This is a genomic window from Rhodococcus sp. P3_B8 (assembly GCF_056402775.1).
In genome coordinates this window covers 25,128-47,687 of sequence record NZ_JBFUGT010000037.1, presented here as the reverse complement: position 1 = coordinate 47,687, position 22,560 = coordinate 25,128, and the positions used below count along the sequence as shown (strand labels likewise).

At 68.4% G+C, this 22,560-nt stretch carries 24 protein-coding genes and 2 riboswitches; of the genes, 9 read left to right on the top strand and 15 right to left on the bottom strand.

Annotation, left to right across the window (positions count from 1 at the left end):
• From AC1D1G_RS15645 to AC1D1G_RS15630, 4 genes are all read right to left on the bottom strand, one after another.
• A partial coding sequence (locus AC1D1G_RS15645) for a glutamate--cysteine ligase (RefSeq protein WP_477952765.1) occupies positions 1-1,058 on the bottom strand: 1,058 nt, incomplete at its 3' end.
• A gap of 75 nt (positions 1,059-1,133) precedes the next feature.
• Entirely contained in the window at positions 1,134-1,835 is a 702-nt protein-coding gene (gene sodC, locus AC1D1G_RS15640; protein ID WP_280779814.1) for a superoxide dismutase[Cu-Zn], read from the bottom strand.
• Between the two features lie 73 nt (positions 1,836-1,908).
• Complete coding sequence (locus tag AC1D1G_RS15635) at positions 1,909-2,460, bottom strand: LytR C-terminal domain-containing protein (protein WP_477952764.1); 552 nt, start codon at positions 2,458-2,460, stop codon at positions 1,909-1,911.
• Between the two features lie 24 nt (positions 2,461-2,484).
• Positions 2,485-2,823: a DUF3263 domain-containing protein gene (locus AC1D1G_RS15630; protein WP_144287974.1), complete on the bottom strand. Its 339-nt coding sequence runs from the start codon at positions 2,821-2,823 to the stop codon at positions 2,485-2,487.
• Positions 2,824-3,001: 178 nt separating this feature from the next.
• On the opposite strand from AC1D1G_RS15630, the gene AC1D1G_RS15625 reads away from it, so the two are divergent.
• From AC1D1G_RS15625 to AC1D1G_RS15615, 3 genes are read left to right on the top strand one after another with little or no spacing between them, the layout of a single operon-like run.
• Positions 3,002-3,592: a peptide deformylase gene (locus tag AC1D1G_RS15625; RefSeq protein ID WP_317568332.1), complete on the top strand. Its 591-nt coding sequence runs from the start codon at positions 3,002-3,004 to the stop codon at positions 3,590-3,592.
• Complete coding sequence (locus AC1D1G_RS15620) at positions 3,582-4,547, top strand: N-acetylglutamate synthase, CG3035 family (protein ID WP_477952763.1); 966 nt, start codon at positions 3,582-3,584, stop codon at positions 4,545-4,547. The genes AC1D1G_RS15625 and AC1D1G_RS15620 overlap by 11 nt, the downstream gene beginning before the upstream one ends.
• A gap of 34 nt (positions 4,548-4,581) precedes the next feature.
• Positions 4,582-5,385: an exodeoxyribonuclease III gene (locus AC1D1G_RS15615; RefSeq protein WP_477952761.1), complete on the top strand. Its 804-nt coding sequence runs from the start codon at positions 4,582-4,584 to the stop codon at positions 5,383-5,385.
• Here AC1D1G_RS15615 and AC1D1G_RS15610 read toward each other — a convergent pair.
• The 3 genes from AC1D1G_RS15610 to AC1D1G_RS15600 all read right to left on the bottom strand — a co-directional run bounded on the left by AC1D1G_RS15610 (position 5,352) and on the right by AC1D1G_RS15600 (position 6,972).
• On the bottom strand, positions 5,352-6,029 hold the full coding sequence (locus AC1D1G_RS15610) for a hypothetical protein (RefSeq protein ID WP_283336512.1): 678 nt from the start codon (positions 6,027-6,029) through the stop codon (positions 5,352-5,354). The genes AC1D1G_RS15615 and AC1D1G_RS15610 overlap by 34 nt on opposite strands.
• A 92-nt stretch (positions 6,030-6,121) precedes the next feature.
• Positions 6,122-6,484 carry a GNAT family N-acetyltransferase gene (locus tag AC1D1G_RS15605; RefSeq protein ID WP_477952759.1) on the bottom strand — a complete coding sequence of 121 codons (363 nt, stop codon included), beginning with the start codon at positions 6,482-6,484 and terminating at the stop codon, positions 6,122-6,124.
• A 101-nt stretch (positions 6,485-6,585) separates the two neighbouring features.
• Positions 6,586-6,972: a GNAT family N-acetyltransferase gene (locus tag AC1D1G_RS15600; protein WP_280779808.1), complete on the bottom strand. Its 387-nt coding sequence runs from the start codon at positions 6,970-6,972 to the stop codon at positions 6,586-6,588.
• Positions 6,973-7,105: 133 nt separating this feature from the next.
• A riboswitch (TPP riboswitch) is annotated at positions 7,106-7,213 on the top strand.
• Between AC1D1G_RS15600 and thiC the strand changes: the two genes are divergently transcribed.
• Positions 7,206-8,852 carry a phosphomethylpyrimidine synthase ThiC gene (gene thiC / locus AC1D1G_RS15595; RefSeq protein ID WP_477952758.1) on the top strand — a complete coding sequence of 549 codons (1,647 nt, stop codon included), beginning with the start codon at positions 7,206-7,208 and terminating at the stop codon, positions 8,850-8,852. It overlaps the preceding riboswitch by 8 nt.
• Positions 8,853-8,862: 10 nt before the next feature.
• The gene (gene thiD / locus AC1D1G_RS15590) at positions 8,863-9,708 is read left to right on the top strand and encodes a bifunctional hydroxymethylpyrimidine kinase/phosphomethylpyrimidine kinase (RefSeq protein ID WP_105421232.1); all 846 of its coding nucleotides are present in this window, start codon (positions 8,863-8,865) and stop codon (positions 9,706-9,708) included.
• A 32-nt stretch (positions 9,709-9,740) separates the two neighbouring features.
• Here the strand turns inward: thiD and AC1D1G_RS15585 are convergent, their stop codons facing one another.
• The 7 genes from AC1D1G_RS15585 to thiO all read right to left on the bottom strand — a co-directional run bounded on the left by AC1D1G_RS15585 (position 9,741) and on the right by thiO (position 16,150).
• Entirely contained in the window at positions 9,741-10,595 is an 855-nt protein-coding gene (locus AC1D1G_RS15585) for an adenylate/guanylate cyclase domain-containing protein (RefSeq protein ID WP_005563843.1), read from the bottom strand.
• 52 nt (positions 10,596-10,647) lie between these two features.
• Entirely contained in the window at positions 10,648-12,102 is a 1,455-nt protein-coding gene (locus AC1D1G_RS15580; protein WP_477952757.1) for a M20/M25/M40 family metallo-hydrolase, read from the bottom strand.
• Between the two features lie 145 nt (positions 12,103-12,247).
• Positions 12,248-13,042: an ABC transporter permease gene (locus tag AC1D1G_RS15575; RefSeq protein ID WP_280779804.1), complete on the bottom strand. Its 795-nt coding sequence runs from the start codon at positions 13,040-13,042 to the stop codon at positions 12,248-12,250.
• Positions 13,042-13,983, bottom strand: coding sequence for an ABC transporter ATP-binding protein (locus tag AC1D1G_RS15570; RefSeq protein ID WP_477952755.1), 942 nt, complete (start codon positions 13,981-13,983; stop codon positions 13,042-13,044). The genes AC1D1G_RS15575 and AC1D1G_RS15570 overlap by 1 nt, the downstream gene beginning before the upstream one ends.
• 112 nt (positions 13,984-14,095) lie before the next feature.
• Complete coding sequence (gene thiG, locus AC1D1G_RS15565) at positions 14,096-14,863, bottom strand: thiazole synthase (RefSeq protein WP_280779802.1); 768 nt, start codon at positions 14,861-14,863, stop codon at positions 14,096-14,098.
• A complete protein-coding gene (thiS, locus tag AC1D1G_RS15560; protein ID WP_280779801.1) occupies positions 14,856-15,080 on the bottom strand; it encodes a sulfur carrier protein ThiS in 225 nt (74 codons plus the stop codon). The genes thiG and thiS overlap by 8 nt, the downstream gene beginning before the upstream one ends.
• 2 nt (positions 15,081-15,082) lie before the next feature.
• Complete coding sequence (gene thiO / locus AC1D1G_RS15555) at positions 15,083-16,150, bottom strand: glycine oxidase ThiO (RefSeq protein WP_317568326.1); 1,068 nt, start codon at positions 16,148-16,150, stop codon at positions 15,083-15,085.
• Positions 16,149-16,261: riboswitch (TPP riboswitch) on the bottom strand. Its footprint overlaps the gene before it by 2 nt.
• A 24-nt stretch (positions 16,262-16,285) precedes the next feature.
• Here thiO and thiE point away from each other — a divergent pair.
• The gene (thiE, locus tag AC1D1G_RS15550; protein ID WP_144287983.1) at positions 16,286-16,984 is read left to right on the top strand and encodes a thiamine phosphate synthase; all 699 of its coding nucleotides are present in this window, start codon (positions 16,286-16,288) and stop codon (positions 16,982-16,984) included.
• Here thiE and AC1D1G_RS15545 read toward each other — a convergent pair whose 3' ends face one another.
• Complete coding sequence (locus AC1D1G_RS15545; RefSeq protein WP_280779799.1) at positions 16,985-17,743, bottom strand: NUDIX hydrolase; 759 nt, start codon at positions 17,741-17,743, stop codon at positions 16,985-16,987. It abuts the gene before it with no gap.
• A 124-nt stretch (positions 17,744-17,867) separates the two neighbouring features.
• On the opposite strand from AC1D1G_RS15545, the gene AC1D1G_RS15540 reads away from it, so the two are divergent.
• Genes AC1D1G_RS15540 through AC1D1G_RS15530 form a run of 3 tightly spaced genes read left to right on the top strand, consistent with a single transcriptional unit; the run spans position 17,868 to position 22,557 of the window.
• Positions 17,868-19,250, top strand: a complete 1,383-nt coding sequence (locus tag AC1D1G_RS15540) for a hypothetical protein (RefSeq protein WP_477952753.1) — start codon at positions 17,868-17,870, stop codon at positions 19,248-19,250.
• Positions 19,247-20,227 (top strand): glutamate ABC transporter substrate-binding protein, encoded by a 981-nt coding sequence (locus tag AC1D1G_RS15535; protein ID WP_477952752.1) that lies wholly within the window; start codon positions 19,247-19,249, stop codon positions 20,225-20,227. Before AC1D1G_RS15540 ends, AC1D1G_RS15535 begins: the two co-directional genes overlap by 4 nt.
• A gap of 8 nt (positions 20,228-20,235) precedes the next feature.
• On the top strand, positions 20,236-22,557 hold the full coding sequence (locus tag AC1D1G_RS15530) for a serine/threonine-protein kinase (protein ID WP_477952751.1): 2,322 nt from the start codon (positions 20,236-20,238) through the stop codon (positions 22,555-22,557).
• The last annotated feature ends 3 nt before the right edge of the window (positions 22,558-22,560 follow it).

Here is a 22,560-nt window from a genome sequence, read left to right as displayed (position 1 = left end):
ACCTGACGTTGCCGCTGGTAGGACGCCCCGCGACGGGGAATCTCGGCGACGGCGGCCAATTCGTCCGCGCAGCCGAGTCGCACGGCGGTCGGGGCCAGCTTCTCGAGCAGGTCGTTCAGGTCGTCGGTGACGAGTCGCTCGTTGCTGTCCTCGTCGAGAATGATCTCGGCGTCGAGCCCGTACCGCGCGGCCCGCCACTTGTTCTCCTTCACGTGCCACGGCTGCAAGTTGGGCAGGTTCTCACCCGCCTCGAAACGCCGGTCCAGGTCGACGATCAGGCAGTGCACGAGCGCGACGAGGGAACTGAGTTCGGCGCGGGTGGAGATGCCGTCGAAGACGCGGACCTCGATGGTGCCCCACCGCGGCGCCGGCCGGATGTCCCAGTGCATCCCGCCGATCTTGGTGATCACCCCGGTCTTCATCTGGTCGCTGATGAAATCCTCGTACTGCCCCCAGTTCGCGAACTGGTACGGCAGTCCAGCGGTGGGAAGTTGCTGGAACATCAGCGCACGATTACTCGCGTACCCCGTGTTGACGCCGGCCCACATCGGTGAGGACGCCGACAGCGCGAGCAGATGCGGGTACCGCTGCAGCAGCGCGTTGAGGATCGGGAACACCTTCTGCGGCGAGGACACACCGACGTGGACGTGCACACCCCAGATGAGCATCTGACGGCCCCACCATTGGGTGCGTTCGATCAGCTCGTCGTAATCCGGTGTGCGCGTGACCAATTGGGTCGACCACTGTGCAAACGGGTGCGTTCCCGCGCAGATCAGATCCACGCCGAGCGGGTTCGCCGCCCGCCGCAACAGGTCGAGCGACTCGTCGAGGTCGTCCATCGCCTCACCGACGGTGGAGTGGATACCGGTGACGAGTTCGACGGTGTTGCGCAGCAACTCCTTGGTGATCCGCGGATCCTCGGGACCGGCGAGATTCGCCACCGCGTCGAATACCTCCGCGGCCGTGTTGGAGAGATCCCGCGTGACCCTGTCGACCAGCGCGATCTCCCACTCGACGCCCAGTGTCGGCCGCGGCGAACCGGGAAAAGGAACTACCACGGTTTCGATCCAACCACAGGCCGCAGTGCACGGCAGCGCACCGACATCCCGACCGAAGCCGGGATGTCACGCGACTCAGCTGGCGCCGATGACACCGCAGGCCACCCGGGAACCTGCGTCCCCGGTGTTCAGGGTTTCCTGATCGGGGGCGGGTGCGTAACGGGTGGGGATGTTGGCGAAATTGTCGGAACCCGAGTGGATCATGACGGCGGTGCCGCTGTCGCCGTTCTTCAGGTCCTCGACCGTGAAGGCGTCGGTGGTGGTGACCAATTCGGCCGTGCCGTCGGCCAGAACCTGCAGCGAGGTGAGGTCACCGCTCGCGGGGTGCCCCGAGTGGCCTTCGGCCTGGAAGTGCCCGCCGGCGGACAGGAAGTTTCCGGGCGCACCCCCGGTTGGTGCCACGGAGTTCGTCTCACACTTGCCGACGGAGTGCACGTGGAAACCGTGGAATCCGGGTGTCTGATCCTTGACGGAAACGGTGACCTCGACGTGGCTGCCTGCCTGCTTGAACGTGGCGGTGCCCACGTCTTCGCCCTCGGCGTTCTTCAGCGCCGCGCTGACCGCGCCGCTCTCCGCGGCTTCACCGGAACCGCTCTCGGCGTCGCCGGGAACGCCTGCGGCGCTGGGATCGGCGGCGCCGGTCCAGACGGGAGGAGTGGTGCCGGGAACGTCGGTCGGCTCCTCGTTGTTACTGCAGGCGGTCAGTCCGAGTGCTGCAATGGCCACCACCGGGGTGACAATGCGCCAGGACATCCGACGGGTAGAACTCGAGGCCATCAAACCGCTCCTTTGGGGTGGCGAAGAAGTGCATCTGATCATAACCGCGGCGACGGTGCACCGACCGTCCGGTCTACTGCGCGGAGGTGACGATGACGATCACACCGGCGGACGAATCGGCGATACTCGGGAACCGCGGCTGGGCCGATACCCCGAGCTGCGCGGCGATCTCCGTGGCCGCTTCCTTCTCGGCGGCGGAAGTGCCGTAGTACACCGTGGTTTCGGAGATGGTGCCGTCGCTGTAGTTGCCGGTTTCCGACACCGTCCACCCCGAGGACATCAGTTCGGTGGCCGTCTGACTCGCGAGACCGGTGACGTTGCTGTTGTTGAGCACCCGCACCGGGACCGACGCCGCGGCGGCGGACTTCGAGGTGCTCGAGGCACCGGACGTGGTGCTCGCCGCGGACGTCGAGGTGGCGCCCGCCGCTCCGGCAGCCGTCGTCGGGCGCGCGGCGGGAGTGGTCGTGGCGGCCGCCGTGGTCGTGACGGTGGCGGCGGTCTCCTCCGAGTCCGAGCCTCCCAGGGAGGCGAACCCGAGACCCGCGAAGAGAATCGCGAGGGCGATCAGCACCATCGCGAGGGCACGTAACGGCGGGCCGGACGATTCGGGTTTCGGAGTACTCACGATGTCGACCTTAGCGACCGGGTGCTACGTGACGTCGAACCCGAGGCGACGGGCGGCGCGGGCCTTCTGCCTGCTCGCGCGCAGCCGTCGCAGCCGCTTCACGAGCATCGGGTCGGCCGCGAGTGCCTCCGGCCGGTCCACCAGTGCGTTGAGAACCTGGTAATACCGGGTGGCGGACATGTCGAACAGCTCTTTGATCGCTTCTTCCTTCGCGCCGGCGTACTTCCACCATTGGCGCTCGAAGGACAGGATGTCGTGCTCCCGACGCGAGAGGCCGTCGTCGCCGACGTCCTTGACCCCCGCCGAGTTGTCGCCGTCGATGCGCTCGGACTGGGTCCGACTACGCGCTGTTGCGCCGTCCATCTCACTCCTCGACTACTAGCTCTCGCTCGACCTCAGCGAAACCACGTTCCCCCGGCTCCTCGATCGCGTGGCCGACCGAGCAACGAATTACACCGCTGTACTTCAGCGACTATTCAACCACGACGAACGCCGCGGGCAGTGCGAACGGCTCGGGCGCGCCGCACTATCCTTGACGACCATGGCCATCCTCCCCATCCGGATCGTGGGCGACCCGGTATTGCACGAACCGACCGAGGCAGTGTCCCAGTCACCTGCGGAACTCGCTGAGATCATCGCCGACATGTACGACACGATGGACGCCGCCAACGGCGTCGGGCTCGCCGCCAACCAGGTCGGCCTGCCGCTGCGGTTGTTCGTCTACGACTGCCCGGACGTCGACGGAGACGGCACGGCGCTGCGCCGCCGGGGTTGCGTCGTCAACCCGGTCCTCGAAACGTCGGAACGACCCGAGACCATGCCGGATCCGGACGACGACGTCGAGGGCTGCCTGTCGGTGCCGGGCGAGCAGTTCCCCACCGGGCGGGCCGAGTGGGCGAAGGTCACGGGCACCGACGCCGACGGCAACGCCGTCGAGATCGAGGGGCACGGCTTCTTCGCACGCATGCTCCAGCACGAGGTCGGTCACCTCGACGGCTTCCTCTACGTCGACATGCTGGTCGGCCGCAACGCGCGCGCCGCCAAGAAGACCATCAAGCGCGCCGGCTGGGGCGTTCCCGGCCTCAGCTGGGTGCCGGGAACGGTCGACGACCCGTTCGGGCATGACGACTGACATTCCGCTCGGAAGCCGGGTGGTGCTGCGATACCAGCTGCCACCCGGCCACAGCCATCCGATGACCGACGTCATCGGGGTGCTGGAGAGCGTCGACCCGGTGGTGATCGTCCGCGCCGCGGACGGCTCGGTCGTCGAGGTGGATCCGGAGCGGGTGGTCGCGCTGAAGGCCGTCCCCGCACGACCGGTGCGCGCGAGCGAGATCCGATCCCTCGAACTGGCCTCCGCCGACGGCTGGCCGGGTGTCGAGTACACGTGGATCGACGGGTGGCTCGCCCGCTACGGTCACGGCTTCACCGGACGCGCCAACTCGGCGGCCCCGCTCGGCGACCGTGGGCCGGTGGGCAGCCTGGACGACGCCTCCCCCGGCGGCACGCTCGACCGTCTGCGCGAGTGGTACGCCGAGCGCGACCGCCCCCTGCGGTTGCTGATCCCCGACCGGCTGGGCGAGGTGCCGCTCGGCTGGAACGTCAGCGACGAAGTGGTCGTCATGGCGGCGGACATCGACAACCTGGCACTGCCCGAGGGCCCACGAACCACCACCGTCACCGATCACCCCGATCCGGACTGGCTCGCCCTCTACCGCTACCGCGGGTCCGCGCTCCCCGACTTCGCCGTCGACGTGCTGGACTCGGTCCGCGGCGGCACCCTCGGGTTCGGCCGGATCGGCGCCGCCGACTCGACGCTGCTGGCCGTCGCCCGCGGATCCGTCACGTCCGCGCCCGACGACCGCCGGTGGGTCGGGCTCACCGCGGTCGAGGTCGCGGAGGCTCACCGCCGCCACGGAATCGGCAGCCTCATCTGCGGCGACATGATCAACTGGGGACGCGAACACGGCGCGACCCACGCGTGTCTGCAGGTCGCCGTCGAGAACGAGGGCGCGCAGGCGATGTACCGCAACCTCGGCTTCGTGGCGCACCACCGGTACCGCTACGCCACCGAACCTGGCGGCTGACGACCTGTCGGAGAGTGCCGCTAGGGTGGCTGCCGTGCGCATCGCAACCTGGAACGTGAACTCTGTTCGTGCCCGTACCGACCGGATCCTGGACTGGCTCCAGCGGTCCGACGTCGACGTGCTGGCGATGCAGGAAACCAAGTGCAAGGACGAGCAGTTCCCGTACGAGCGTTTCCTCGAACTGGGCTACGAGGTCGCACACGTGGGCCTCAGCCAGTGGAACGGCGTCGCGATCGCGTCCCGCGTCGGTCTCGAGGACGTGCAGATCGGGTTCGAGGATCAGCCCGGCTTCCACAAGGACCCGGAGGTCGCGCCCGCGCAGGAAGCCCGCGCCATCGGCGCCACGTGCAACGGCGTCCGCATCTGGAGCCTGTACGTCCCCAACGGTCGTGAGCTGACCGATCCGCACTACACGTACAAGCTCGACTGGCTGGCGAAGTTGCACACCGACGCGGTCGGGTGGCTGGGGCAGAACCCGGACGCGCAGATCGCGTTGGTCGGCGACTGGAACGTGGCCCCCACCGACGAGGACGTCTGGGATCCGGCGCTGTTCGAAGGCAAGACGCACACGTCCGCACCCGAGCGTGAGGCGTTCCAGGCATTCGTCGAATCCGGATTCGCCGACGTCGTCCGGCCGCACACCCCCGGTCCCGGTGTCTACACCTACTGGGATTACACCCAGTTGCGGTTCCCGAAGAAGCAGGGAATGCGCATCGACTTCGTGCTGGGTTCGCCCGCCCTCGCCGGCCGCGTCGACAAGGCCGAGATCGACCGCAACGAACGCAAGGGCAAGGGCGCCAGCGATCATGCGCCGGTCATCGTCGACCTCGGCGACTGAGAACGCAGCACACCGAGCGCCACAACCGCGCACCCGAATCCGATGAGCACTCCGTGCCCGATGCGCAGTGGGGCGTCGACGTAGAACTGCGGGATGAACAGCGCGAACCCCACTGCCATCGGGATCCCCGCCCACCCGGCGAGTAGCCGGGACCGGGCGATCGCCACGGCGGCAGCGGCTGCGCCGACCGCGACGAGGAGCAGACCGGTGGCGAACAGCGTCGCCTGCGCCGCCCCCATCCGCACGCTTTCGGTGAGGGTTGTGACCGCATTCTCGTCGAGGTCGCTGCCGCCCAGGGCGTGCAGCGCGAACGTTTCGGCCCCGTAATAGGGCAGCGTCAGCCCTGTCCCGATCCACGACGCCGCCACCGCGACCACCGCCGCCCGTTCACCGCCCGTCCCTTTCAGCAGTCCGCTGAGCGCGACGAGCGCAAGCCCGAACGCGATGAATCCGCCGACCGCGGCGAGGTGTGCGACGAGCCACGACGGTGAGGCGAACTCGGCCCGCCCGTCCGGCGCCCCGCCCGCTGCGTAGGGACGCACTAAGGGGTACACGACGAACAGGACGCCGGCGAGGGCGAACAGCGCCGCGGCGCAGATCCGTGCGACCCCGGTACGACTCTCGATCCGATCCGACACGGTCATGACGACTCCTCCATTGTGAGCACCGCTCTCTATGTAGAGCAGTATTCACAGCAAAGTCGCAGATGGCAAGAGCAGTGCTCTCGCGAGTGGGGCTACTCGGCAACCAGGACGTCGAGGTGCTCAGGATTTAGCGCCAAGTAGCGCTGGACATACGTGCAGATGGGACGCACTTTCCAGCCGCGCCGACGCGCCGAGCCGAGCGCCTCGCCCACGAGGACCGCGGCCAGCCCGCGCCCACCGAACTCTTCCTTGACGACCGTGTGCATGAACGCGACCACCTCGCCCGGCTTCGCGGTGAATCCGGGAATGTCGTCCTCGTCCCGGTAGCCGAGGATGCCGACCAACTCGTCCCCCAGCCACAGATCGAATCGTTCATGGGCAGGGTTGTCGAGCACGCGAGCATCAGCGGCCGTGATGTTCCCCGACGACTCGGAACTGTTCGAAATGTGATCCATGCCACTCATGGAATCAGTAAGGCGGCATCCTCGCGAGCGGAATCGCCGCTCCCGGAACCGTTTCGTTGCCGACGAGTGCCCGATTCGTGGTCCGACCGCAGTCAGCCATCCACCGGAACGACGAGGTCGCGGTACTCGGGATGCGCCGAAACGAAGCGCTGCACGTACGTGCACACGGGCCGGACCTTCCAGCCGTACCCGCGGGCGAGGTCGAGGGAGCGACCCACCATGAGGGCGGCGAGTCCGCGGTGGCCGAAGTCCTCCACGATCACGGTGTGCATGAACGAGACCACGGGCCCCTGCCGCCCTCGACTCTTCGGGCCCGGCGGCCGAGCGGCCACCACGCCCACGCCGGCACCGGCGCCGGGCGGGGTGTCCGCGAGGTCGAAATACCCGAGGATCCCGACGAGGTCACCACTCAGGCGTAGCTCGAATCGGTTCTGATCGGCGTTGTCGATCACGTCCACAACCTGCGCGTCTGTCAGCATGGCTATCTCCTGGGGGTATGTGTCGTAATCGAAATGTGATGTTCATCACCCTTTATACCGATGCCGGGAACCGCTGTCCAAGTTTCACCCGAATGATTGCTCACAGAGATCTCGGTTACAGTTTGTGTGACAACTACACATCCACGGGGGCTCGCACCAGCGGGCTGAGAGGACGGCTAGGGCCGTCGACCGTCGAACCTGTCCGGGTAATGCCGGCGTAGGGAGCATCATCGATGAGCACACACGTATCTACAGCCACGTCCGTCACCACGGGACCGATCGAGGGCAGCACCAAGCAGTACCTGCTGTCGGGCGACGACATCCGGGTGCCGGTCCGGCGCGTACACCTCACCAACGGTGAACACCTCGACGTGTACGACACGTCGGGTCCGTACACCGACGCGGACGCCACGATCGACCTGGAAGCGGGATTGCCGCATCTGCGCGCACCGTGGATCGCCGGCCGGGAGGGCACCCAACTCGACGCCGCTCGCGCCGGCGTCGTCACCGCCGAGATGCAGTATTGCGCTGCACGCGAGGGTGTTTCACCCGAGACGGTGCGCACCGAGGTCGCGACGGGACGCGCCGTGATCCCGGCCAACCGCTGCCATCCCGAACTCGAGCCGATGATCATCGGCAAGGCGTTCGCGGTGAAGATCAACGCGAACATCGGCAACAGCGCGGTCACGTCGTCGATCGCGGAAGAGGTCGAGAAGATGGTGTGGGCGACGCGGTGGGGTGCAGACACCATCATGGACCTGTCCACCGGCAAGAACATCCACGAGACACGGGAATGGATCCTGCGCAATTCGCCCGTGCCCGTGGGAACCGTGCCGATCTACCAGGCGCTCGAAAAGGTCGGCGGCGACCCGACCGCGCTCACATGGGAGATCTACCGCAACACCGTGATCGAACAGTGCGAGCAGGGCGTCGACTACATGACGGTCCACGCCGGTGTACTGCTTCGCTACATCCCACTGACCGCGCGCCGCGTCACCGGCATCGTCTCCCGCGGTGGGTCGATCATGGCCGCCTGGTGTCTGGCCCATCACCGGGAATCGTTCCTGTACACCCACTTCGACGAACTGTGCGAGATCCTCCACCGCTACGACGTCACGTTCTCGCTCGGTGACGGCCTGCGTCCCGGCTCCATCGCGGACGCCAACGACGAAGCCCAGTTCGCGGAACTGCGCACCCTCGGCGAGCTCACGAGGATCGCCAAATCCCATGGGGTGCAGGTGATGATCGAAGGCCCCGGGCACGTCCCGATGCACAAGATCGTGGAGAACGTGCGCCTCGAGGAAGAGTTGTGCGAGGAGGCGCCGTTCTACACGCTCGGGCCGCTCGCCACCGACATCGCGCCGGCGTACGACCACATCACGTCCGCGATCGGCGCGGCGATGATCGCGCAGGCCGGCACCGCGATGCTCTGCTACGTGACACCCAAGGAACACCTGGGACTGCCGAATCGGGACGACGTCAAGACCGGGGTCATCACGTACAAGATCGCGGCGCACGCGGCGGATCTCGCGAAGCAGCATCCGCGGGCGCAGGAGCGGGACGACGCGCTGTCGAAGGCCCGGTTCGAATTCCGCTGGCACGACCAGTTCGCGCTGTCCCTCGACCCGGATACCGCGCGGGAGTTCCACGACGAGACGCTGCCCGCCGAGCCGGCAAAGACGGCCCACTTCTGCTCGATGTGCGGCCCGAAGTTCTGTTCGATGCGGATCTCCGCCGACGTGCGCGAGTACGCACAGCAACATGGACTCGATTCGGTCGAAGCCATCGAGGCGGGCATGGCCGAGAAGTCGAGCGAGTTCGTCGACGCAGGTGGTCGCGTGTATCTGCCCGTCGAGTCCGTCACCTCAGAGAATCGGTAAGGTCCCCTTCGTGAAGCTGCTGCCCCTGACCCCCGACGGCCAGACCCCCGTCCGAGTCCTCACCATCGCAGGCACCGATTCCGGCGGTGGCGCCGGGATCCAGGCCGACTCGCGGACGATGGCGCTGTGCGGCGTCCACGCATGCGTCGCGGTCGCCGCGGTGACGGTGCAGAACTCGGTGGGCGTCAGCGGTTTCCACGAGATTCCGCCGGAGACGGTGGCCGCGCAGGTGCGGTGCGTCGTCGACGACATCGGGGTCGGGGCAGCGAAGACGGGCATGCTGGCGTCGACGGCCATCATCGAGGCCGTCGCCGCCGTGTGCACCGAGGTCGGGATCGGCCGCGACCTACCGGTCCCGCTGGTCGTGGACCCGGTGTGCGCGTCGATGCACGGCGATCCGCTCCTGCACGCCGAGGCGCTGGACGCCGTGCGGAACACGCTGATCCCGATCGCCACGGTGGTCACCCCGAACCTCGACGAGATCCGGTTGATCACCGGCATCGAGGTGGTGGACGACGCGACCGCACGCCGCGCCGCCGAAGCGCTGCACGCGCTCGGGGCGCAGTGGTCGATCGTGAAGGGCGGGCATCTCCGGACGTCGGCGTCGAGCACCGATCTGCTGTTCGACGGCGACAGGTTCCTCGAGTTCAGCAGTCCCCGCATCGACACCGGCAACGACCACGGCGGCGGTGACACCCTCGCGGCCGCCATCGCGAGCGCGCTCGCCCACGGGTGGTCCGTGCCCGATGCGGTGGCGTTCGGTAAGGAATGGGTCACCAAGTGCCTGGAGGCGTCGTACGACCTGGGTGCCGGTCACGGCCCCGTCTCTCCACTGTGGCGACTCCGTCACCCGTGAGTACTTATTAACGTCCGGCGGTTGAGAAGTACTCACGGGCGGCGGAGCCGCAACCGCCAGATACCGAGGTCGGAGGGCACCCCGCTCGGCGCGGGGGCGAAGAAGGCGCGTCGCCACGGTTTGACGCCGACACCCAGTTCGTCGAGGGTGCCCGGCTGCAGACTCTCCAGCGTGGCGGACGACGCCATCACGTTGCCGTCGCCGCCCAGTTCCATCATGCGTGCCGCGATCGTCACGTCCACGCCGAGCCAGTCGCTGCCGATCTGCCGGGGCACCCCGGTGTGCATGCCGACGCGCATCCGGGGGCGGTAGCCGTCCACCTCCACCTCCGCGAGCGCCTCCTGCGCGGCGAAGACGGCGTCGATCGCGCGGTCCGGGCTGGGGAAGACGGCCATCACGCCGTCCCCCAGGCGTTTCACCACGTGTCCTCCGCGGTCGACGATGGGGGTCTCGACGGCTCGGGCGACGTCACGCAGCAGGGCGAGGGTGGCGCTGTCACCGGCGGGCAGCGACCAACTGGAGAACCCGACGAGGTCGGTGAACACGATGGTCACTTCCTGCGTTCCCCGGCCGCGTCCGGTGCGCTCGAGCAGCGCCTGCCACACCTGCAGCGCGCCGAGGCTCATCTCGCGGGACGCGCCCGGCTGGTGGTCGAGGAAGCGATCGGCGACGCGGGCGATGGCCCGTGCGCTGCCGGGGCCTGCCGTCGACAGTGGATCGCCGAACGCCGGATCGCCGGGTAGCGCACGACGAACCCTCCGCAGCCCTTCGATCAGCTGTGGCTGCCGGTTCACCGATCCCATCCAGCCCAGAACCTTGTCGCCTCGTTTCGGTGTCTGCGCAGCGTCGAGTTCGGCACTGTCCTCTTCGGCCGGGTCGTCGCTCACGAGAGTAAGGGTAACCCAGCGTCACATGCACAAACCCGTGTCGAATCGGACATCACTCCGCCGCCCGCGCCTTCTCCCGGTCCGCGCCGGTGGGGACACCGTTCGGCCCGGCGAGCGACTCCGCATAGACCCCGACGGCATACGCGACCGCGGCGGCATTCTTGGCGAGCGCGGCCCGGTTCACGTTCTCGAGAGTGTCGGTCGCGCTGTGGTAGTTCTCGTCGTACACCACATCCGGGGTGCCGCCCCACTTCTGTGCCTGCTCGGGGGTCTTCGTCTCGTCGGCGCCGCTGAACACGCCGCCCGAGGGGATGCCGTGCTCGATGAACGGACCGTAGTCGGATCGGCCGTCGAAGTCCGTGCCGTCGGCGGCGACCCCGTTGCCCTTAAGGAACTCGATGAACGTGCGCTCGATGCCCGCGGAACCCTCCGGTCCGGGCCCCTCGCCGACGTTGTCGGAGTTGTCGCCGTCGTACGCCAAGTAGCCGGCGTTCTCGGAACCGAGCATGTCGAAGTTCAGGTACAGCGCGATGTCGTTCCGCTGGTCCTGGCTGAGGCTGTTCACGTAGGCCTCCGAACCGAGCAGACCCAATTCCTCGGCGCCCCAGAACGCGAAGCGCACCGCGTTGTCGACGTCGGGCGAACCGCCGAGCTGCACCGCCGTTTCGAGGGTCGCGGCGACGCCGGTGCCGTTGTCGTTGATGCCGGGACCGTCCGGGACGCTGTCCAGGTGGGCGCCGACCATCACGACGTCCTCGGCCGAACCGGTCTTCGTCTGGGCGATGACGTTACGAGCGGTGCTCGACTCGGTGGTGGTGTCGAGGGTGAGGGTGACGTCGCCCCCGGCCTGCTCGAGTGCGGCGCCGTCCGCCTTGCTCACTCCGCCGGTCGGCACCTTGCCCACGTCCGGGTCGCCGAGGGTTCCGCCGTTCATCGGTCCGTCCTCGTTGTTGACGACGATCACGCCTGCGGCGCCGCGCTCGGACGCGAACTGCTGCTTGGCCGCGAACGGGCACACCCCGCGGTTGACGAGGACGATCGCCCCGGTCACGTCGAGGCCGTCGTAATCGGTGACCTCGCATCCCGGACTCTCGTCCTTGGGGGCGGGTACCAGGCGGGCGGTGATCCCCTCCGGACCGGTCGACGGCGAATACGACAGCGCACGCACCTCCAAGTCACGGTCGCCGGACCTGAGTGCCTCCGTCCGGACGTCGAACTTGTGGAACTCGAATTCGGGCGTCTCGACGTCGAAGCCCTTGTCTTCCAGCACCTGTGCGACGTAGTCGACGCTGGCGTCGTAGCCGGAGGTTCCAGCCGCGCGGTTGCCGTTGTTGTTCTCGGCGATCGTCTGCAGTTGCTCCAGGTGTGCCACCACACCGCCCTCGGTGACCGAGGCCGCGAGAGCGCTCGCGTCGACCGGCGGCGAATCGGGTTCGCTCGTCGACGAGCACCCGGCCAAGATCACCGCACCGGCCACTCCGACTGTGAAGGCTCCCCGTAGTCGCATGTCGGGAGCCTAACGCAGAAGCACCGGTGGGCCGGCGCGAATGGATTTCGCACCGGCCCACAGGCTCCCACCCCACCGTCACCCTCAGCCAGGTCTCCCGACGATCACCTGGCGGAGGAGCGGGGCGAAAGTACTGTATCGGGTGTCAGGCGTCGCGCTTGTTGACGACCACCAGGCCGGCCCCGAAGATCACGAAGACGAACACCGCGAAGTACACCAGGCTGCCCCACGGGCCCCAGTGGAATTCGACCCCCTGCGGCGCCCCCAGGAAGTTGTTGGCGTTGAGGAACGGCAGGAAGGGCATGATCTTCTCGCCGAACGAGCCGAACAGGTTGAACAGGCTCTCGATCAGCAGCGGCCACAGCAGCAGCAGTGCGATCGCGCCCGCCGACTGACGCAGCAGTGTGCCGACACCGACGGCGAGAACCACGCACAGGAACGCGTAGATCGGGACGCCGTAGATCGACCGCCACGCGTCGTCACCCGACAAGGTGAGCGCCGCTCCGGCCTCGTCACCCGCGGTCGCCTTGGCGATGGCGTACGCACCGAAGGTGAGCACGAACGTCAGCACGGCGCCGAACGCGCCGATCAGGCCGGCCTTCGCGATGAGGACGGACGCGCGGTTCGGGATGGCCTGGAACGTGGTGCGGATGACGCCGAACCGGTATTCGCTGGTCACGGCGAGCGCCGCGAGGATCATCAGGACCAGCACGCCGAATCCGGAGACCCCGCCGACCGCGTCCGACATCTGCGGCAGGAACGGATCGAAATCCGGTTGCTTACCGTCGGCGATCTGGTTGTTGAAGGAGTTGATGCTCGCCTTGGCGCTCAGCCCGATGACCGCGGCGAGGCCGAGACCCAGCACGATGATGATGACCGTGCACCACCACGGCGACCTCGTCGACGTGATCTTGATCCGTTCGGCATTGAGAACAGCCATTACAGTGCACCCCTCATCACATCTTCGACGCCCTCTGCGTGGTACTGCACGTCGTCTCCGGTCAACTTCATGAAGGCGTCCTCCAGCGATCCAYGCTGAGATGCCAACTCGTGCAGGACGATGCCCTGCGAACCGGCGATCCCGCCGACGACGTCCGTCGACGAATCCACCACGACGAGCGCCTGCTGCCCGTCGGATCCGTCCTCGCGCACGGTGAGCCCGTTGGACGTGAGCGCGCTGCGCAGCGCGTCCAGCTGTGGGCTCCGCACGCGCACCGTCGATTCCGAGGACTTGCTGACGAACTCGGACACGGTGGTGTCGGCGATCAGACGCCCCCGGCCGATGACCACCAGATGTTCGGCGGTGAGCGCCATCTCGGACAGCAGGTGGCTCGACACCAGCACGGTGCGTCCCTCCGCGGCGAGGCGCTGCATGAACTTCCGGATCCAGACGATGCCCTCCGGGTCGAGCCCGTTCACCGGCTCGTCGAACAGCAGCACCTTCGGGTCGCCGAGGAGCGTGGCGGCCAGGCCCAGTCGCTGGGACATGCCGAGCGAGAACCCGCCTGCCTTCTTTCCGGCCACCTCGGTGAGCCCGACGAGGTGCAGCACCTCGTCGACCCGGCTCTTGGGCAGCGAGTTGGACGCCGCCATCCACTGCAGGTGGGCGCGGGCCGAGCGGTTGGGGTGCACCCATTTCGCGTCGAGCAGTGCCCCCACCGTCCGCAGCGGCTGCACCAGGTCTCCGTACGGTTTGCCGTCGATCAACGCGGTGCCCGCCGTGGGGCGGTCCAGCCCGAGGATCATGCGCATGGTCGTCGATTTGCCTGCACCGTTCGGGCCGAGGAAGCCGGTGACCATACCCGGCTTCACGTTGAACGTCAGGTTGTCCACCGCCTTCGTCGCACCGAAGGTCTTTGAAAGTCCCCTCACTTCAATCATGGTGAGAAGGATGCCGGAACCTGCGGCCGGCGCGCATCGGCCGCAGGTCTACACCTGACTCGTCCCCTGGTACCGGTCGGACCCTGAGCGGGACCCGACGCGACCCCGAGAACTACGACGACGCCTGCGCCCAGAACCGCTTGGGAATGCGGCCCGCGTGACGTGCCTCGTAGCCCGCCACCACGGCCCCGCGCATCGCCGAAGCCATGAGTGCCGGGTCCTTCGCCCTGGTCACAGCCGTGGCCAGCAGCACGGCATCGCAGCCGAGTTCCATCGCGAGGGTCGCGTCGCTGGCGGTCCCGATGCCGGCGTCGAGGATGACGGGAACCCCGGCACCCTCCACGATCATCTGGATGTTGTGCGGGTTCGCGATACCGAGCCCGGTGCCGATCGGCGAACCCAGCGGCATCACGGCCACGCAGCCGACGTCCTCGAGCCTGCGGGCCAGCACCGGGTCGTCGGTGGTGTACGGCAGGACGATGAAACCGTCGTCGACCAGTTGCTCTGCAGCGCTGACCAACTCGATGGCGTCGGGCATCAGGGTGCGTTCGTCGGCGATGACCTCGAGCTTCACCCAGTCGGTCTCGAGCGCCTCACGGGCGAGTTGCGCCGTCAGCACCGCCTCGGCCGCACCGCGACACCCGGCCGTGTTGGGCAGCGGCGCGATGTCGAGCCGGCGCAGCAGGTCCAGCACACCGGTGCCGCCTGCGGCGTCGACGCGGCGCATCGCGACCGTGGTCAGCTCGGTGCCGGACGCGACGAGCGCCTCTTCGAGCACCGTGAGGTTGGCGGCGCCGCCGGTGCCCATGATCAACCGTGAACCGAACGTGCGGCCCGCGATCGTGAGGCCCTTCTGCACGCCGGGCGTCGCGTCAGCCACCCTGCACCGCCGTGAGGATCTCGATCTCCCAGCCCCGGACCACGAGCTCGTCCCACCGGGCGCGCGGGAACACGGCGCCGTTCACTGCCACCGCGATGCCTTTGGTGGGCAGGTTCAGCACCTCCAGCAGCCCGGTGACGGTCAACGGTTCCGTGAACTCGTGGTCCTCGCCGTTGACGCTGATGCCGATCGGCACCACTAGTTGCTGCTCACTCATCTCTACCTCGCTACTTTCTCGAAACGTTCGGGGTCGGCGGCTTTCGCCTCGACCAGTGCCGAGCCCTCCAACAATGCCACCGTCGCGTCGGCGGTCACCGGGGTGAGCAGGATGCCGTTACGGCCGTGTCCCGTCGCCACCACGACCCGATCGGACACCCGGCCGATCAGCGGCAGGTTGTCCGGGGTCATCGGGCGCAGACCTGCCGAGGTCTCGCGCAGTTCGTACTCGCCGATGGCGGGCATCAGCGCCTCGGCGTCCGCGATCAGGTCTCGCACGCCGGCCACCGTGACCTGCGTGTCGTTGCCCGACTCGTACTGGGTGGCACCGACGACGATGCCGTCGGCCCGTGGCACCAGGTAGGCGGGCCTGCCGTGCACGCTGCCGCGGATGGTGCGGCCGGGCGCGGGGGTCACCCCGGGACGCGAGCGCAACCGCAGGATCTCGCCCTTCACGGGGCGAACCGGAAGCCCGGGCCACAGGGCCGGTGACGCGATGCCCGCGGTGACGACGATCTGGTCCGTGCTCAGCCGGTCGAGGCTGTGCACGGCCTCCCCGATCAGCTCCACTCCGGCGTCGACGGCGCACCGCTGCAACGCCTGCAACAGCAGCCTGTTGTCCACGGCCAGTTCGTCGACGGCCAAAAGTCCCAACCGGACTCCGCGACCCAGCATCGGCTCGAGGGCCCGAACTTCGGCGCGACCCAGGATCTGCAGTTCCCGCCCCTGCGCACCCACCCATTCGGCGATGGTCCGCAGGTCCTCCGCGTCGGCGCCGTCCAGCGCGACGGTGAGCGAACTCTCCGACGTGAACAGCTCGACGCCGGCCCCGGCCTCGAGTTCCTTCCCGAATTCGGGCCACCGGTCGAGCGACGCGCTCCCCAGTTCGAGGACGCTCTCCTCGCCGGGCCAGCCCTCGGACAACGGGGCGAGCATGCCGCCCGCCACCCAGGACGCTCCCGAACCGATCGACGGGTCGTACAGCCGTACCGACCACCCGTTGCGGGCTGCGCGCCACGCAATGGACAGGCCGATCACTCCGCCTCCGACGACGGATACCGATCTCGCCATTGAACTCCACCTCACTTCCTGCGCCGGCATGATCCGGGTCAGGTATGACGGTCGGGCTCGGCGTGAGCCCCTCTCAGCCCCACGTTCCCCGGGACTCCCGTGTTGCACTTTCACCGTAGAGGCTACCGTCATGCCGTGACCACCTCGCATCACAGCAACCTCACGGACCGTCGGCGCCGCCTCGGAACAGCACGTTTGTACCTGTGCACCGATGCTCGGCGCGAGAAGGGCGACCTGGCGCAGTTCGCCGAGGCCGCACTGTCCGGCGGCGTCGACATCATCCAGCTCCGCGACAAGGGCTCGGCCGGAGAGAAGAAGTTCGGCACGATGGACGCCCGGGACGAACTGGCGGCACTGTCGGTGCTCGCGGCCGCGGCCAGGCGGCACGGAGCGCTGCTCGCGGTCAACGACCGCGCCGACATGGCGCTGGCGGCCGGGGCCGACGTGCTGCACCTCGGCCAGGGCGACCTGCCCGTCCCGTACGCACGGACCGTGGTGGGTTCCGACGTCCTGATCGGCCGCTCCACCCACAGTCGCGCGCAGGCCAGTCTCGCGGCGATCGAGGACGGCGTCGACTACTTCTGCACCGGTCCGGTGTGGGCCACCCCCACCAAGCCGGGGCGGACCGCGTCGGGCATCGATCTGGTGCGATCGACCGCCGACTCGGAGCCGAACCGCCCGTGGTTCGCGATCGGCGGCATCGACGAGTCCCGCGTTCCGGAGATCCTCGCCGCGGGGGCCTCCCGCATCGTCGTCGTGCGGGCCGTCACCGAGGCCCGCGACCCGCAGGCCGCCGCGCGCTCGCTGTCCGCCCTGTTGCAGCAGAACGCGTAGTTACGGCTGGTCCAGCCAGTCCAGCACCGTAGCGGGCGGCAGGACCACGACTGTGGCCGGCAACTGTTCGATCAGGTCGGGGTCGGTGGTGACGAATGCCGTCACCGTTCCCAGTGTGGTGCCGTGGCCGGCCGGTTCGGCGAGGCTGCCGACCGCGTCCAGGGCTTCGAGCACCTCGACGCGCGGCAACCACCCGTAGGTGCCGTCGGGCAGGTGCACCGTGCGGGGCAGTGCCTTCGACAACTGCGCCAGCGCGCCGCGTTCGCCCAGCACGTCGTGCCGGTCGAGCAGCAATCGCACCTCGGTGGTGCGCAGTTGCGGCCACCCCGCTTCGAATCCCGGGTGCAGCGGCAACCCGGCGACGTCGGTTTCCCGCACCCAGCGCAGTTCGGTGCTCTCGCCGTTCGCGACGGTGGGCAGTGGGCGCTCGGCGTCGGCAATCACCGTGGTGTAACTCCAGCCGCTCGCGGCCTTCATCGTGACGACCTCGGTGCGGACGCGGATGGCCGCGCTCTCGATGCCGGCTTCCTCGTGGGCCTCGCGTACCGCGGCGTGGGTGGTGGTCTCGTGGCTGTCCCGGGCACCGCCGGGCAACGCCCACGTACCGCCCTGGTGACTCCAGACCGCACGGTGCTGCAGCAGCACGGCCGGCGTCTCGTCGGGGAGCGGCGCACGCAGCAACAACCCGGCCGCACCGTGCTTGCCCCAATGACGACTGCCGTCCGGCCCGGTTGCCCAACCGTCACCGTCACCACGCATCGACTACCCCTGTCCGACCTGATGGGTCTCCCTGCAGTTCCCTCACACTAACGGTTTCTTCCGGAACTGCCCGTCGGCAGTCGTGAACCGACCGCTGCTTATATGCTCCCCACAAGGTGCGGCCATGACACGGGAGGGGTGCGAGGTGGTTCTGCGTGAGGCACCGTCGATCGAACCCCACGGCAGCCGCGCATTGTCTGCCGTCGCGGACGACGACGTCGACCCCGCGGTGGCACGCCGCAAGGAACTGCGCGCGTTCCTGGAGTCGACTCCCGCCAAACTCACCGCCCTCGGAGCCCTCCTGGTCCTGCTCACACTCGCGGCCGGGTTGGTGGCCGCCTCGACGGTGAACAGCAGGGAAGCCACTCTCGACAGCGTCCTCGCGGAGACGGAACCACTGTCGTTCTCGGCGCAGAACCTCTACAGCGCCCTGTCCGTGGCGGATGCCGCGGCCACGACGGCGTTCATCTCCGGCGGTCTCGAACCTCCCGAACTCCGCGACACCTACGCGCAGGCGATCGGCACGGCCTCCGCCGACCTGGTGTACGCGTCGGGCGGTCTCGCGGCGAGCGACGTGGACAGCCGCCGACTGCTCGCCTCCATCTCCAGCGACCTCAGCGTCTACGCCGGTCTCGTCGAGACCGCGCGGGCCAACAATCGCACCGGCCATCCCGTCGGCGCGGCCTACCTCAGCGAGGCGTCCACGCTGATGCAGACGAGCATGCTGCCGATGGCGCAGCAGTTGCACGCCCAGCAGGAGGCTGACGTCGCGGACACGCAACGGGACTACTCTCGTCCGCCCTGGCTGGCGCTGATCCTGATCCTCGTCGCACTCGTCGCGCTGCTCGTCGCGCAGATCGTCATCGCGAGACTCAGTCGGCGCACGTTCAATCTCGGGCTGATCGTGGCGTCGTCGTGCACCGCGATCCTCCTGGTGTGGATGCTGGTCGCCGGTCTGGTCTCCTCCGTCGACACCAAGCGGGCACTGACCGAGGGCGCCCGCCCGATGCACGAGTTGACCGCCGCCCGCATCCTGGCCCAGCAGGCGCGCACCGAGGAGACCCTCAAACTGGTCCGCCGCGACTCGAACGGTGACTACGACGCCGTCTTCGAGGACAAGTCCGGTCAGCTCGACACCCTGCTGTCGAGCTACCCCCACGACGGCGACCGCGCGGTCGGCCACGACGAGGTGGCGCGGGCGCAGGAGGCGTGGACGCTCTGGTCCTCGGCGCACGACCGCATGAACGAGATCCTCGCCGAGGGCGACTTCGCCTCGGCGGCAACAGTCGCCATCGGACCGGGACCGTCGGATTCCGCGGCGCAGTTCACCGCCGTCGACGACGCGCTCACCGACGGAATCGGCACCGCCCGCGACCGTCTGCGGTCGCATGTCGAATCCGCGGCCCGCGTGCTGACCGCGCTCGGTTCCGGTGCCCTCGTCCTGACGCTCATCGCGTTCGGCGGAATTATCATCGGGTTGTGGCCTCGGTTGCGGGAATACCAGTGAGGGGGCGCCGGATCGCGCTGGCGCTGGTGGCGGCCACGTTGCTGATCGGCGGGTGCGCCGAGTCGAGTCCGGAGCACGTCGGATCGCCGAGCGTGTCGTACACCGAGCCCCCGCTACCCGCGGCCGCGACGCCGGCGCCCGAGACCAGCGCTGCGCCGCCGACTCCGGAGAAGGACTGCGGCGATCCCACCGCGAGCCTGCGCCCGTTCCCCGATGCCGACGCCGCACCGCCGATGCCGACGGTCGACGCCATCCGCGCGCGGGGCCGTCTCGTCGTCGGCCTCGATACGGGCAGCAACCTGATGAGTTTCCGCGACCCGGCGACCGGCGCCATCCAGGGCTTCGACGTCGACATCGCCCGCGAGATCGCGCGGGACCTGTTCGGCGATCCCGACCGGCTCGAGTACCGCATCCTCACGTCGGCGAATCGTGAGAAGGCACTGCAGGAGTCGATGGTCGACATCGTGGCCAAGACGATGACCATCACCTGCGATCGGAAGGAACGGGTGGCGTTCTCCTCCGAGTACTTCGAGGCGCAGCAGCGGGTCCTCGTCGTGAAGGGCTCCCCGATCCGCAGCGCYGCCGACCTGGACGGCAAGCGGGTCTGCGTCGTCCGCGGCACGACGTCGCTGACACGGCTGCAGCAGGTGGCGCCCACCGCGGACATCCTGACGGTGCCCATGTGGTCGGATTGCCTGGTGGTCCTGCAACAACGGCAGGTCGATGCGGTGAGCACCGACGACACGATCCTCGCCGGCCTGGCGTCCCAGGACCCGTATCTCGAGATCGTCGGAGACAGCATGGGCGCCGAGCCGTACGGCGTCGGCATCACCAAGGCGAACGAGGACCTGGTGCGATTCGTCAACGGCACGCTCGAACGCATCCGCCGCGACGGTACCTGGACCAGGATGTACGACCAGTGGCTGTCGATGCTGGGGCCGTCCCCCGCCCCGCCGTCCGCCGTGTACCAGGACTGAGGGGACACATGCCGCAGCATTCGAAGAACCCGGAGTCCACCGACCCGGACATCGCCACCCAGGCCGCCGTCCGGGAGCCGGAAGAGGAGGCCACACAGGCCGCGGTCCGGGAAGAACCGGACGAGGGTCCGGCCACCCAGGCGACGCCGACGTCCCGGCCGTCCGATGCGTCCGGCACCGGCCGCTCGACGCGCTCACCGCGCACCCGGTCCGGGCGGCGCCTGCGACTCGGCGGCGGTCTCGTCGAGGTTCCCGTCGTGAAGACGCTCGACCCGGCGTCCGCCGTGATGACCGACCCGAAAGTCCCCGAGAGCAAGCGCTTCTGCTGGAAATGCAACAAACCGGTCGGCCGCACCAGTGCCACGTCGGAGGGCTCCGAGTACGGTCTGTGCCCCTCGTGCGGAGCCACCTACGACTTCCGGCCGCTTCTCGACCCGAACGAGCTGATCGGCGGCCAGTACGAGGTGCAGGGCTGCATCGCGCACGGCGGCCTCGGCTGGATCTACCTGGCCATCGATCGCAACGTCAGCGACCGGTGGGTGGTCCTCAAGGGCCTGTTGCACTTCGGCGACGCCGAGGCTCAGGCCGTGGCGGTCGCCGAACGCCAGTTCCTCGCCGAGGTGGCCCACCCGAGCATCGTGAAGATCTTCAACTTCGTGGAGCATCCCCGGTCGGACGGGACCCCGATGGGCTACATCGTCATGGAGTACGTGGGCGGTCACTCGCTGCGGGACGTGCTGTCGACGCACGAGAAGCCCGAGCGCATGCCGGTCGAGCAGGCCATCGCCTACGTGCTCGAAATCCTTCCCGCACTGGCGTATCTGCACTCCACCGGCCTGGTGTACAACGACCTCAAACCGGACAACGTGATGGTCACCGAGGACGCCCTCAAATTGATCGACCTCGGGGCCGTCGCGGGCATCGAGGACTACGGCTACCTGTACGGCACACCCGGGTTTCAGGCGCCGGAGATCGTCAAGACGGGCCCGACCGTGGCGTCCGACATCTACACGGTGGGGCGCACACTCGCCGTCCTGACGCTCGACATGCCGTCCGACAAGGGCCGGTACCTCGACGGGATCCCGTCCCCCGAGCAGGCGCCGCTCCTCGCGGAATACGAGTTCTTCCACCGACTCCTGTTGCGCGCCACCGACCCCGATCCGAGCCGGCGTTTCGCGTCCGCCGAGGAGATGGCGGGTCAGCTCACGGCAGTACTGCGGGAGGTGCTCGCGCAGCAGACCGGCGAGGAGCATCCCGGACTGTCGACCGTGTTCAGCAAGCAGAGAACGACGTTCGGCACGAACGAGGCCGTCGAGCAGACCGACGTGTACGTCGACGGCGTCGAACGGGACGAGAATCTCGATCCGCAGTCCGTGGCGCAGGCGTTGGCGGTGCCCCTGATCGACCCGACCGATCCCAATGCCCCACTCCTGGCCGCCGCGGTGCACAGCGAACCGCAGCAGACACTGGAGTCCATTCGGCACGCGCGCGAGAACGGTATCGAACGAGTCGTCGGCGACTTGGACGTGTCGTTCTCCCGGGAACTCACGCTCGCCGAGATCAAGGCGCACCTCGATCTCGGTGACGCCGCCACCGCCACCGAACTTCTCCGCGACGTGGAGGGAGACATGGGCGGGAACTGGCGCGTCGACTGGTACGCCGGACTCGCGACGCTCATCGCCGGCGAATACGAGACAGCGTTCTCCCGTTTCGAATCCGTGCTGAAGGCGATGCCCGGGGAGACGGCTCCCAAGCTTGCGCTGGCCGCCACCGCCGAACTGATTCTGCAGCACTGGGAGAGTTCCGATCCCCATCAGTGGCGGACGTTCGCCGAGAAGTACTACCGGACGGTGTGGCGGACCGACCACAGCATGGTGAGTGCGGCATTCGGGCTGGCGCGGCAACTCACCCAACGCGGAGACCTGCCCGGTGCCATCGCCGCCCTCGATCAGGTTCCCGCGACCTCCCGGCACTTCACCATGGCCCGGATGACGAGTGTGCTGATGCTGTTGTCCGGCAAGCCGATCGAGGAGATCGACGAAGCAGCCCTCCGGGAGGCCGCACTCCGTGTCGCCGCGCTCGCACCCGAGGAGAGCCGGGCACTGCAGATGCGCACGCTCGTACTGGGCACCGCACTGGACTGGATGCGCGCCGGTCACACGTCGGCGACGGAACGCGACCAGATCCTCGGTGTGCCGTTCACCGAACGGGGCCTCCGCAAGGGCGCCGAGGCCGGCCTGCGGGCGCTGGCCCGCAACGCCCCCGAGCGCACTCACCGGTACACGCTGGTGGATCTGGCCAACGCCATCCGGCCCAAGAGCCTGCTGTAACGC

What these genes read in the sequence shown, in the direction of transcription:
- sodC (WP_280779814.1), bottom strand. Translation starts at nt 1,835, where the DNA reads ATGGCCTCGAGTTCTACCCGTCGGATGTCCTGGCGCATTGTCACCCCG.
- AC1D1G_RS15630 (WP_144287974.1), bottom strand. Translation starts at nt 2,823, where the DNA reads ATGGACGGCGCAACAGCGCGTAGTCGGACCCAGTCCGAGCGCATCGAC.
- AC1D1G_RS15625 (WP_317568332.1), top strand. Translation starts at nt 3,002, where the DNA reads ATGGCCATCCTCCCCATCCGGATCGTGGGCGACCCGGTATTGCACGAA.
- AC1D1G_RS15620 (WP_477952763.1), top strand. Translation starts at nt 3,582, where the DNA reads ATGACGACTGACATTCCGCTCGGAAGCCGGGTGGTGCTGCGATACCAG.
- AC1D1G_RS15610 (WP_283336512.1), bottom strand. Translation starts at nt 6,029, where the DNA reads ATGACCGTGTCGGATCGGATCGAGAGTCGTACCGGGGTCGCACGGATC.
- AC1D1G_RS15605 (WP_477952759.1), bottom strand. Translation starts at nt 6,484, where the DNA reads ATGGATCACATTTCGAACAGTTCCGAGTCGTCGGGGAACATCACGGCC.
- AC1D1G_RS15600 (WP_280779808.1), bottom strand. Translation starts at nt 6,972, where the DNA reads ATGCTGACAGACGCGCAGGTTGTGGACGTGATCGACAACGCCGATCAG.
- thiC (WP_477952758.1), top strand. Translation starts at nt 7,206, where the DNA reads ATGAGCACACACGTATCTACAGCCACGTCCGTCACCACGGGACCGATC.
- AC1D1G_RS15580 (WP_477952757.1), bottom strand. Translation starts at nt 12,102, where the DNA reads ATGCGACTACGGGGAGCCTTCACAGTCGGAGTGGCCGGTGCGGTGATC.
- AC1D1G_RS15575 (WP_280779804.1), bottom strand. Translation starts at nt 13,042, where the DNA reads ATGGCTGTTCTCAATGCCGAACGGATCAAGATCACGTCGACGAGGTCG.
- thiS (WP_280779801.1), bottom strand. Translation starts at nt 15,080, where the DNA reads ATGAGTGAGCAGCAACTAGTGGTGCCGATCGGCATCAGCGTCAACGGC.
- thiO (WP_317568326.1), bottom strand. Translation starts at nt 16,150, where the DNA reads ATGGCGAGATCGGTATCCGTCGTCGGAGGCGGAGTGATCGGCCTGTCC.
- AC1D1G_RS15545 (WP_280779799.1), bottom strand. Translation starts at nt 17,743, where the DNA reads ATGCGTGGTGACGGTGACGGTTGGGCAACCGGGCCGGACGGCAGTCGT.
- AC1D1G_RS15540 (WP_477952753.1), top strand. Translation starts at nt 17,868, where the DNA reads ATGACACGGGAGGGGTGCGAGGTGGTTCTGCGTGAGGCACCGTCGATC.
- AC1D1G_RS15530 (WP_477952751.1), top strand. Translation starts at nt 20,236, where the DNA reads ATGCCGCAGCATTCGAAGAACCCGGAGTCCACCGACCCGGACATCGCC.